Source organism: Streptomyces gottesmaniae (genome assembly GCF_031845845.1).
Lineage (GTDB): Bacteria > Actinomycetota > Actinomycetes > Streptomycetales > Streptomycetaceae > Streptomyces > Streptomyces akebiae.
The window spans coordinates 121736-132575 of the sequence record NZ_JAVRFJ010000030.1; the positions used below are offsets into that span (position 1 = coordinate 121736).

10 protein-coding genes and 1 pseudogene are annotated in these 10840 nt (G+C 72.7%); 4 read left to right on the plus strand and 7 right to left on the minus strand.

Going from position 1 to position 10840, the window contains the following annotated elements; genetic code table 11:
- Nucleotides 1-134: 134 nt before the first annotated feature.
- Nucleotides 135-1223, minus strand: coding sequence for an SGNH/GDSL hydrolase family protein (locus tag RM704_RS29910; protein WP_192829532.1), 1089 nt, complete (start codon nt 1221-1223; stop codon nt 135-137).
- A 158-nt stretch (nt 1224-1381) separates the two neighbouring features.
- Between RM704_RS29910 and RM704_RS29915 the strand changes: the two genes are divergently transcribed.
- Entirely contained in the window at nt 1382-2776 is a 1395-nt protein-coding gene (locus tag RM704_RS29915; protein WP_033524865.1) for a cystathionine beta-synthase, read from the plus strand.
- A 446-nt stretch (nt 2777-3222) separates the two neighbouring features.
- On the opposite strand, the gene RM704_RS29920 is transcribed toward RM704_RS29915, so the two are convergent.
- On the minus strand, nt 3223-3672 hold the full coding sequence (locus tag RM704_RS29920) for a hypothetical protein (RefSeq protein WP_078936906.1): 450 nt from the start codon (nt 3670-3672) through the stop codon (nt 3223-3225).
- Nucleotides 3673-3867: 195 nt separating this feature from the next.
- Between RM704_RS29920 and RM704_RS29925 the strand changes: the two genes are divergently transcribed.
- The 3 genes from RM704_RS29925 (at nt 3868) to RM704_RS29935 (ending at nt 7135) form a co-directional block, all read left to right on the plus strand.
- The gene (locus tag RM704_RS29925; RefSeq protein WP_311591372.1) at nt 3868-5574 is read left to right on the plus strand and encodes an aromatic amino acid ammonia-lyase; all 1707 of its coding nucleotides are present in this window, start codon (nt 3868-3870) and stop codon (nt 5572-5574) included.
- On the plus strand, nt 5571-6431 hold the full coding sequence (locus RM704_RS29930) for a MurR/RpiR family transcriptional regulator (protein WP_033524861.1): 861 nt from the start codon (nt 5571-5573) through the stop codon (nt 6429-6431). The genes RM704_RS29925 and RM704_RS29930 overlap by 4 nt, the downstream gene beginning before the upstream one ends.
- Nucleotides 6432-6565: 134 nt before the next feature.
- Nucleotides 6566-7135: a hypothetical protein gene (locus tag RM704_RS29935; protein WP_107072190.1), complete on the plus strand. Its 570-nt coding sequence runs from the start codon at nt 6566-6568 to the stop codon at nt 7133-7135.
- Nucleotides 7136-7228: 93 nt separating this feature from the next.
- Here the strand turns inward: RM704_RS29935 and RM704_RS29940 are convergent, their stop codons facing one another.
- The 5 genes and pseudogenes from RM704_RS29940 to RM704_RS29960 form a co-directional block, all read right to left on the minus strand.
- A complete protein-coding gene (locus RM704_RS29940; protein WP_033524859.1) occupies nt 7229-8590 on the minus strand; it encodes an APC family permease in 1362 nt (453 codons plus the stop codon).
- 212 nt (nt 8591-8802) lie between these two features.
- Nucleotides 8803-9525: a lipoprotein gene (locus RM704_RS29945; protein WP_107072193.1), complete on the minus strand. Its 723-nt coding sequence runs from the start codon at nt 9523-9525 to the stop codon at nt 8803-8805.
- A gap of 105 nt (nt 9526-9630) precedes the next feature.
- Nucleotides 9631-10005, minus strand: coding sequence for a roadblock/LC7 domain-containing protein (locus RM704_RS29950; protein WP_033524857.1), 375 nt, complete (start codon nt 10003-10005; stop codon nt 9631-9633).
- Nucleotides 10006-10021: 16 nt separating this feature from the next.
- A complete protein-coding gene (locus RM704_RS29955) occupies nt 10022-10612 on the minus strand; it encodes a roadblock/LC7 domain-containing protein (protein WP_033524856.1) in 591 nt (196 codons plus the stop codon).
- Between the two features lie 37 nt (nt 10613-10649).
- A pseudogene (locus tag RM704_RS29960) lies at nt 10650-10840 on the minus strand (hypothetical protein); the annotation flags it as partial.

Sequence of the window (10840 nt, forward strand, 5' to 3'; positions counted from 1 at the left end):
CGCGCCCCTAAAAGCATCAGGCCCTGCGGGCCTGAAAAGCATGGGGCGCAGCCCCGGCTTTTCAGGGGCGCGGGGAACTGCGCGATCAGCCCCCACGCACCCGCAGTCGCCTGATCGCAGCGCGCCCCGAGCTACTAGGCGCCCGGCTGCGCCTCCGCGGTAGCGGTCGGCGCGGGGTCCGTCGCCGGCACCCTCCGCCGACGCCGCCGCTTCAGCAGAGCCCACGGCCCACGAGGCCCCGTCGGCATCGCCGCCGTCACCTCCGTGCCCGCCTCCGACGCGGCCTCGGCGGCGGCGCGGGCCACCGGCAGGAAGCCCTCGCGGCGGCTGACGTCCGGCCGCTCCTCCTCCGGCCAGAGTCCCAGCGCGGCGCACACCGTCGGCAGGACGGCCATCGCCGCGGTCGCGTACCCCTCGGCCGAGGGGTGGTAGTTGTCGGGGCCGAACAGCTCGCGGGGGTTCTGTTCGAACTCGGGGCCGAGCAGGTCGCCCAGCGACACGGTGCGGCCACCCTGCTCGACGGTTCCGATCGTCTGGGCGGCCGCCAGCTGCCGGGAGGCCCGGCGGGCGAGCCAGCGCAACGGCTGCTGCACGGGCTCCAGCGTGCCGAGGTCGGGACAGGTGCCCACCACCACCTCGGCCCCCGCGGTCCGCAGCCGCCGTACGGCCGCGGAGAGGTGGCGGACGGAGCGGGTCGGGGGCATCCGGTGGGTCACGTCGTTCGCGCCGATCATGATCACGCAGACGTCGGGGACCTGGGCCGGATCCTCCAGGACCAGGGCGACCTGTCGGTCGAGGTCGTCCGACTGGGCGCCCGGCAGTGCGACGTTGCGCAGCAGCACCGGCCGCTCGGCGACGGCCGCGAGCCCCGAGGCGATCAGCGCGCCCGGGGTCTGCCGGGACCGGTGGACGCCCTGGCCGGCGGCGGTGGAGTCACCGAGCATGACGAGACGGAGCGGGGGATCGTCAGGGACGTCGTACGAACTGCCGTACGAGCCGTAGCCGTACGCGCGGCCGTACCTGCTGCCGTGCGTGTGGCCGTACACGCCCTCCGCGCTCGGCGGGTGCGGGCTGTGCCCGTTGCCCACGACCCGCCTGGCCATCCGCACCTCGGCCAGCAGCACCCCCACGGCCGCCGCACCCAGCAGACCGATGCCGCCACCGCCGTACGCCGCGCCCGCCGCGATGCGGCGGGCCACCCTTGCTCTGGACATGCTCGTCATGCGTCGCCGCCACCTCCTCGTACCCGTACACCCACTCCTTGCCCCGTACCGGCCCTCGGCCAATCCCGGCGGGTGGTGAACAGGGAGGAGAAGAGGGAGGCAGGGGCATAGGCTGGCGGGACATTACGACCATCCCTTTTGCGGCTCCGGAGACAACGGTGCGATACCACGACTCGATGATCAGCCTCGTCGGCAACACCCCGCTGCTGAGGCTCAACAGCGTGACCGAGGGCATCCAGGCGACCGTCCTGGCCAAGGTCGAATACTTCAACCCCGGCGGTTCCGTGAAGGACCGCATCGCCCTGCGCATGATCGAGGCGGCCGAGAAGAGCGGGGAACTGCAGCCCGGCGGCACGATCGTCGAGCCCACCAGCGGAAACACCGGCGTGGGGCTCGCCATCGTCGCCCAGCAGAAGGGCTACAAGTGCATCTTCGTGTGCCCCGACAAGGTGAGCACCGACAAGATCAACGTGCTCAGGGCGTACGGGGCCGAGGTCGTCGTCTGCCCGACGGCGGTCGACCCCGAGCACCCCGACTCGTACTACAACGTGTCCGACCGGCTGGTCCGCGAGACGCCCGGCGCCTGGAAGCCGGACCAGTACTCCAACCCCAACAACCCGCTCTCCCACTACCACTCGACCGGCCCTGAGCTGTGGGAGCAGACGGAGGGGCGGATCACCCACTTCGTGGCGGGTGTGGGGACCGGCGGCACCATCTCCGGCACCGGCCGGTACCTGAAGGACGCCAGTGACGGTCGCGTCCAGGTGATCGGCGCCGACCCCGAGGGTTCCGTCTACTCCGGCGGCTCCGGGCGGCCGTACCTCGTCGAGGGCGTCGGCGAGGACTTCTGGCCGACGGCGTACGACCGGACCGTCGCCGACGAGATCGTCGCCGTGTCCGACAAGGACTCCTTCCAGATGACCCGTCGGCTGGCCAAGGAGGAGGGCCTGCTGGTGGGCGGCTCCTGCGGCATGGCCGTCGTCGCCGCCCTGAAGGTCGCCGAGCGGCTCGGCCCGGACGACGTCGTGGTCGTCCTGCTGCCCGACAGCGGGCGCGGCTACCTCAGCAAGATCTTCAACGACGAGTGGATGGCCGACTACGGCTTCCTGGAGGACGAGGGCCCGAGCGCGCGCGTCGGCGACGTCCTCAGCCACAAGGAGCACGGTGCCATTCCGTCCCTCGTCCACATGCACCCGGACGAGACGGTCGGTCAGGCGATCGAGGTGCTGCGCGAGTACGGCGTCTCGCAGATGCCGATCGTGAAGCCGGGCGCCGGTCACCCGGACGTCATGGCCGCCGAGGTGGTCGGGTCCGTCGTCGAACGCGAACTGCTGGACGCCCTCTTCACCCAGCGCGCCTCGCTCGACGACCCGCTGGAGAAGCACATGTCTCCGCCGCTGCCGCAGGTCGGCTCCGGTGAGCCGGTCGGCGACCTGATGACCGTGCTCGGCTCGGCGGACGCGGCCATCGTGCTGGTCGAGGGCAAGCCGACCGGCGTGGTCAGCCGGCAGGACCTGCTCGCGTTCCTCGCCAAGGGCGGGGTCAAGCCGTAGGGGGCGCATGCCGTGCGCGGGGAGGGGCGCCTGATTCGGGAGAAAAATCCCGTGAAGCGCCCTTCTTCGCCGAAGATCTGCCCGAGTCGGGGGTTTGACTTCGCAGAAGTGGTACGAGCGCGTCACGTCCGCGCAGCACCCGCTTAACACGGGTCCGGCACATTAGTGGGTGTCGGCAGGGCGGGAGCGGCTCCCCGCCCCGGCCGACGACCGAAACGGCGCCAAGGACCTCCGGAGCGGCTCCCGGACCTCCATGGACGCCAAGGACGCGTCAGCCCGGTCCCGACCCGGCCCGCGTCCCTCGCGGGGACCGCCGTCGTCCCGCCCCCCGTCACACGGGGGTGCGGCGGTCCCCGCGCATATCTCCTCCGGCGACGCGGTGAGGGTGCCCGTCGGGAACGCCGGCAACGCCGTGGACGTCACACTTTCCCGTCCGGGTCCCCGGTTCACTCTTCCCAGTCCGAGTCCCTGTCCTTGCCGCGGCGTCGGCCCAGGGTCGGTGAGTTGCGCAGGGCCCAGGCCACGTTCACGCCGACGATGCCCGCCCAGGTGACGAACAGGCCCGCGAGATCGGCCACCCCGCCGCCGATGCCGGAGAGGGGGATGGCGACGACGAGGGAGACCACGCCGAAGCCGTAGCGTTCGCCCCAGGTGTCGCTGGACTTGTCGGGGGAGCGGCTGCCACGGGCCACCACCATCTGCTGCTCGGCCACCTGACGCCGGACCCGGCGGTCGACCACGCTGTCGATGCGCTGGTCGACCTTCTCCAGGAACGAGTCGACGAGCGCTGACTCGTAGTCGTCGCCCAGCTCTCGGCGGGCGTGCAGGGTGGCGGCGAGTTCCTTCTTCAGCTCGGTGTCCCCGAGCTGTGTGTCACGGGCTTCCATACCGGTCATGCTCCTCACGGTAGGGACCCGTCAGCCGCCTGACACTGGGGTTAGCCCCCCAGTCCGCGCACCGGCTCACCCGGCTCCCGCCCGGCATCCCCCCGGTTTCCCGCCCGGCATCCCTTGCCCGTCCTGCATAGTCTCATGCAGAGTTCTCGGTGTCTGAATACGTGGTGTCCGCTGGGGCTGAGGAGGCTGCGGGTGATGTCCTCTCGGATCATGGGCGCGACGGGCGCCCCCGCCGACGCCGCCGTGCCCGATCTGCCCGACGTGCCGACCGTGCCGACCGGGCTCGTCGTCCTCGACGGGCGGGCGCTGGGGGTCGCCGACGTCGTCCGGCTCGCCGACGGTGCCGTACGACCGGTGCCCGACGGCGCGGCCGTGCGGCGGGTCGAGGAGTCCTGGGAGGCCGCCCGGCTCATCGCGGCGGCCGGACGCGTGTACGGCCGCTCCACCGGCGTCGGCGCCAACCGCAACGAGGACGTGCCGAGCGAGGCCGCCGCCGAGCACGGCCTGCGGCTGCTGCGCAGTCACGCCGGTGCCATCGGAGAGGAACTGCCCGCCCGGCAGGTGCGGGCCATGCTCGCCGTACGCGCCAACCAGCTGCTCGCGGGCGGCGCGGGGCTCCGGCCGACCGTGGTCACCGCGCTCTGCACGGCGCTGGAGAGCGGGGCGTACCCCGTGGTCAACGAGTTCGGTTCGGTGGGGACGGGCGACATCGCGGCGCTGGCGCAGGTGGGGCTCGCGCTGGCGGGGGAGCATCCGTGGCGGGTGCCGGGGGCGCGGTCCGGGTCCGGCGGCGGGGCCGGGGGCGGGGCCGGCTCCGGAGCCGGCAGGGCTGGGGAGCGGTCCGGCTCCGAGGGCGACGGGTCCGGGGCCGACGGGTCCGGGGCCGACCGGGCCGGCTTCGGCGCGCCCGAGGCGCAGCCGCTCGACAACAACGACGCCCTCGCGCTCATCAGCAGCAACGCGCTCACGCTCGGGCAGGCCGCGCTCGCGCTGCACGAGTTGCGGGGGCTGATCGCGGCCACCCAGGTCGTCGCCGCGCTCTCGCTCCTCGCCGTGGACGGCTCGCACGAGGCGTACGCGGCGCCCGTGCACGTCGCGCGCGCCCACCGGGGGTCGCGCGAGGTGGCCCGGCGCATGCGGGAACTGATCGGGGCGGCCGACCGGCCCACGCCCCCGCTGGGGCGGATCCAGGACCCGTACGGCTTCCGTTGCCTGCCGCAGATCCACGGTCCCGCCCTGGACGCGGCGGACGCGCTGGAGAGCGTCCTGGAGATCGAGATCAACGCGGCGGCGGAGAACCCGCTGATCTGCCCCGAGGACATGGCCGCCTACCACCACGGCGGCTTCTACCAGGCCCAACTCGCCCTCGCCCTGGACCACTTCAGACTCGCCACGACCCAGGTCGCCCGGCTGTCGACCTCCCGGCTCTCCTCGCTCAACGAGCCCGCGTACACCCGGCTGCGGCCCTTCCTCGCCGACCACGAGCCCGCCTCCTCGGGCGTGATGATCCTGGAGTACGCCGCCGGGGCCGCCCTCGGTGACCTGCGGGCCTTCTCCGCGCCCGCGTCGCTCGGCCACGCTGTACTCTCCCGGGGCGTCGAGGAACAGGCCAGCTTCGCCTCGCTTGCCGCCCGGCAGACGCTGCGGGCGTGCGGCGCGTACCGGCTCGTCGTCGGCTGCGAACTCGTCGCCGCGGTGCGGGCGTTGCGCCAGCGGGACCTGCGGCCGGATCCGGAACTGCCCGTCGGGCGCGCACTGGAACTGGCGGAGTCCGTGCTCGACCCGGATCCGGCGGACCGGCCGCTGACGGGAGACGTGAGTGCGGCGGCCGCACTGCTCGATCGGTTCACCGAGATCTGGACGGACGTCCAGGCGGACCCACTGAGGGGGAGCGCGTCATGAGCGCGGACAAGGGCACGGGCGTGACGGACAGTCCCGCCGCGCGGCTGCAGACGCTCTTCGAGGGGCACCGGCTGACGCCCACCCAGCGGCGCATCGCCCACAGCATGGTGCGGCGCGCGGCCGACGTGCCGTTCCTGTCGAGTGTGGAACTGGCCGAGCTGGCCGGGGTCAGCCAGCCGTCCGTGACGCGCTTCGCGGTGGCGCTGGGCTTCGACGGCTACCCGGCGCTGCGCCGGCACCTGCGGGACGTGGGGCCCGCCGAGCCGACGCCGGACACCACCGCGTACAACGAGTACCAGCAGGCCGTCGAGGCCGAGATCGAGAACCTGCGGCACCTGGCCGAGGTGCTCGCCGACCCCGCCCCGGTGGCGCGGGCCGGGCGGCTGCTGGCCGCGTCCCGCCCGCTGCCGGTGCTCGGACTGCGCGCCGCGGCCTCCCAGGCGTACGGATTCGCCTACTTCGCCGCCAAGGTCCACCCCGACGTGCGGCTGCTGCACGAGGGCGGCAGCATGCTCCACGACCGCATCGACGCGGCCGTGCGCGGGGGCGCGACCGCGCTGCTCTGCTTCGCGCTGCCCCGCCATCCCCGCGAGGTCGTCGAGACCCTGGCGTACGCCAAGGAGGCGGGGCTCTTCGTCGTCACCGTCGCCGACTCCGCCTTCGCGCCCGTCGCCAAGGTCTCCGACCTGTTGCTGCCCGCCGCCGTCGGTACCGGGCTCGCCTTCGACACGGCCTGCGCCCCCATGCTGCTGGGCCGGGTGCTGTTGGAGGCCATGTGCGACGACCTGCCGGAGGCCCAGGCGCGGCTGGAGGAGTTCGACGCGAAGGCCGCGACCAGGGGGTTGTTCGTCGAGTAGCCGTCGCGTACCCCTTCTGGAGGGGCCCGGCAGCCGTGCGGACGGGGAGATCCGCGATTCTCAGGCGCGTTTCACGTTCTCTGGTTACCGTGCCCGCGACTGTCGTACGACCGGTGATTACGGGAGGCGGGGAAGTGAGACGCGGAGGGCAGGGGCTTGCTCGGGTGGCCGTCGTGGTGCGGGCCGGGGCGGCACCGTTGTGGTGGCTCGGAGTGATCGCGGCCGGGGTCGGTGCCGTGCCGTCGGGGCTGACCGGACGGCGGATCGGGGTGCTGGCGGGGGCCGTGCTGTTCATCGTCGCGATGGCCGTGGTGGCGTGGGCGGGGCGCGGCCGGTATCTCGCGCCGGCGCGCCAAGCCGTGCGCGCCGGTAAGCACGACGTCCTCCAGGACCGTGCCGTGACCCTGCGCGCCTGGCGCCGGGGGCACCGCTGGTGGCTGCTGCTCGGCTTCGCGGCCGCCCTGGGCTCGTCCTTCGCGCTCCCGGCGGCGGGCGGGATGCTCCTCGCCGGCCTCGGCACCGGCCTCCGCCTCAAGGCGAGCTGGCTCGGCCGCCGCGAACGCGACGCCGGGCAGCTCTTCTGGGTCCGCGTGGACTGGCTGTCCGGGCGGGCAGGGCGGCCCACGGGCAAGCGGGTGCCCGGCTACCGGCTGACGGGCATCGAAGCGGGCGACGCGGCACCCGGAGGCGGGCGCCGGCGGTAGCGCCGCCGCCCGCCGGCCCGACGAGGACCGCTGCCGCCCCATGACGGCCCTCGTCGGGCAGGCAGCGGCCCGTCCCGGCCCGTCGCCCGCCGGTCATTCGCCTCGCGTGCGCAGGACCAGCTTGTTCACCGCCCACAGCGCGATGCCGATGGCCAGGAGGACACCTGCCCGTATGTAGACGTCGGCCGGGCGGTCGGCCAGCGGGCTGGCCAGGATCAGGGCCGTCAGGGCGCCGAGCACCGGCAGGACCGTCGGCGTCCGGAAGTGTGCGTGGTCGACCCGGTCACGGCGCAGCACCAGGACCGTGATGTTGACGACGGCGAAGACACAGAGCAGCAGGAACGCGGTGGTGTCGCCGAGGCCCTCGATCTCGCCGGTGGAGACCAGGCCGATCGCGAGCAGGGTGACGAAGACGATGCCCACGACGGGCGTACGGCGGCGGGGCAGGACGCGGGCCATGCCACGCGGGAGGATGCGTTCGTTGGCCATGCCGTAGCAGAGGCGGGAAGCCATCATGATGTTGATCAGGGCCGAGTTGGTGACCGCGAAGAGGGCGATCAGGGCGAAGAGCTTGTGCGGGAAGTCCACCCCGCCGGCCTTCACCACTTCGAGGAGCGGGCCGCTGGAGCCCTCCAGGGTCTCGGCGTCGACCAGGAGCGACGAGACCAGGGCCACCAGCACGTAGATCGTGCCCGTCACGGCCACGCCGATGAAGATCGCGCGAGGGAAGGTCCGGGTCGGGTTCTTCGTCTCCTCCGCCATGTTCACCGAGTCCTCGAAGCCCACGAAGGCGAAGAAGCCGAGGGCGGTGGCGCCGAGGACGCTGGTGAGCAGGGCGTATCCCGTGCCGCTCGCCTCGAACTCGGTGAGGCGGGAGGGTTCGCCGTCACCGCTCAGCACCGCCCAGGCGCCGATCGCGAGGATGATCAACAGGCCGGTCAGCTCGACCAGGGTCAGCACCACGTTCGTCTTCACCGACTCGGAGACGCCCCGCAGGTTCAGGGCGGCCAGCAGGACGATGAAGGTGATGGCGACGAGGGTGGGCGGCAGGGCACCGTTCGTCAGCTCGTCCAGGTAGTCACCGCTGAAGGCCCGCGCGGCGGCGCTCGCGGACGACAGTCCGGAGCACATCACCATGAAGGCGACGATGAACGTCAGGAAGGGCAGCTTGAACGCCTTCTGCGTGTAGAGGGCCGCCCCGGCCGCCTTCGGGTACTTGCCGACCAGTTCGACGTACGACGCCGCCGTCAGGATCGCCACCACGAAGCCGATCACGAAGGGGAGCCAGAGCGCTCCGCCGACCTTCCCCGCGACCTTGCCCGTGGTCGCGTAGATGCCGGTGCCGAGGATGTCGCCGATCACGAAGAGGATCAGCAGCTTGGGGCCGAGCACCCGCTTGAGACCGGTCTCCTCGGCGGGCGTCGGCGCGGCGGCCGTGCTGTCGGTGGTGGACAAAGAGAACCTCCCCCGGTCGGTGATCCGTCCGGGGGCTCCTGCCCGGTCGCGTGGCGTGGATGCCTGCGCGACCGGTTCTCAGAGCTTTGTCAGAGCTGGGTCAGAGCTTCGCTTCGGCAGACGGTCGGCGGAGGGTCGGCGGAGGTTCGTCAGGGTCCGTCAGTGGTTCGACGGCACCCGTGCTCAGGTCAGTGGTTCGACGGCATCCGTGCTCAGGCCGTGCTCAGCGTCCGCTTGGCCAGCTCGTACGCCGGGAGCATCTGCTCGTGCTCCTGTGTGTCGAGGCCACCGAGATGGACGACGACGGGCCCGTCCGGGGTGACCGCGACGAAGGCCCGCTCCTTCTTGGTCTCCTCCAGGGCCTCGCTGGTGTAGAGGTACTCGACCTCGGTGCCGGAGACGTCCGAGTCGGAGGTGAACCCGCTGTACTTCGCCTCGCTCGTGTTCCCCTCGGCCGCCACGAACTCCTTGAGCAGCGCCTCCGCGTCCCCCTCCGTGGCACCCTTCTCGCCGGTCCAGACCCGGATGAAGCCGATGTTCCCGGCCGGCTTGGCGTCGATCTCGCACGCGGCGGTGAACGGGCCCTGCCGGAGCAGCCCCTCGGCCAGCTCGGCCGCGAGTTCGTCCTCCTCGGAACCGCCGCCGCCGGCGGGCGGGCCGGTCTCGACGGCCTCCGGCTGCCACTTCTCGGCCGTGTCGAAGGTGACCGGCAGTTCACAGGCGGAACCGGTCGCGCCGACACTGCCGCCGCTCTTCGCGGCGTCCTCGGCAGAGTCCTTCGAGTCGGCAGGGTCCTTCGCGTCGGCGGTCGCCCCGCCGGTGCTGTTCACCGAGGGCTTCGCGTCGCCGTCGCCCGCCGGTTCCGAGCACCCTGTCAGCACTCCGGCCAGCAGTGCCAGCTGCGCCAGCACCGTCCCCCGTACCGCTCTCGCCACGGTCACCCTCCCCTTTGTCGTCCGAAGCCGGACACGGTAGCCGAGGTGTGCGCGGGCGGCGCTCCCCGGGGTGGGGGCGCCGCCGGAGCCGTCGTATCGGAGCGGTCAGACCTCCAGCTCCGCCTCGATCCGCTTCAACTGGTGCCGGGCCATGGCCAGGTTGGCCCGCTTGGCGTCGAGGACCAGATAGAGGAAGAGGCCGTTGCCACCGCGGCCGGTGAGCAGGCGGATCAGGTGGTAGGCGTCGGACAGGGTGATCAGGATGTCCTCGATCTCGCCCTTGAGACCGAGGTGTTCCATGGTGCGCAACTTGGCGCGGACGACGTCGGTGTTCCCGGCGGCGGCGACGGTGAGGTCGAACCCCTTGCTGCCGCCGATCGTGCCCAGTGCCATGCCGCTGGTGTAGTCGACGAGGGCGGCGCCGGTCGCGCCCTCGATGGACGCGAGGGCCTCTTTCAGCGCGGTCTCGGTGTTGGCCATGGTGTGCGGTGTCCTTTCAACTCTCACTGGTGGTGGGTGTGTTGGGAGTGGTTCGGGGGGTGGGGCGTGGGGTGGCGGGACGGGGTGTCCGGCGGGGCATGGTCGACCTGACCGTGGCCTTGACCGGTGGCTGGGGCGTGGGCGCGACCGTGGTCCCCTCGGCGGTCCTGGCCACCGACCGGGCCGCGCTCCTGGCGACCCCCTTGGCGGTGGTCGCGGCCGTTTCGTCGGGCCCGGGCAGGGCGTCCATCAGTTCGCCGATCCGGCCGCCCGCCCGGCGGCCCTCCAGGTGCAGCCGGCCCACGTTGACCCGGTCCTGGGCGAGCAGCGTCAGTACGGCGGAGGAACCCGCCGCGTACGTCGCCACATAGCCCTGGTCGCCGCGCAGCAGCAGTTCGCGGAGCTCGCCCCGGCCGGCGGCGTCTGTCATCCGTACGGCGACACCGAGCGCGGCGGCGGTGAGTGCCGCCAGGCCCTCGGGTTCCACACCGGGGGTGTCGTGGGCGAGGACCAGCCCGTCCACACTGGCCGCCAGCGCGCCGGTCAACTGGGGTACACGGGCCCTCAACCGGTGCAGTTCGTCGAGGACTTCGGCCTCCGCGGCCATGAGCAGTCTCCTCTCGGCGGGGCGCTCCCGCTGCCGCTCAAAGGGCCTCCAGCGCATCCCTGAGCCTTTGCAGTAGAGCCACGTCGGGGTCTGGGGTGGTGAGCCAAGGTGGGGCGGTGGGTGCCGCCTCGACACCGGCCGTGAGCCCGACCGACGGCTCGCGGCCCGGGGCGGACGCTGTGAGGTGGTGCGGGTCGGCCGACGCGAGGTGGCTCGGGTGGGCCGGGT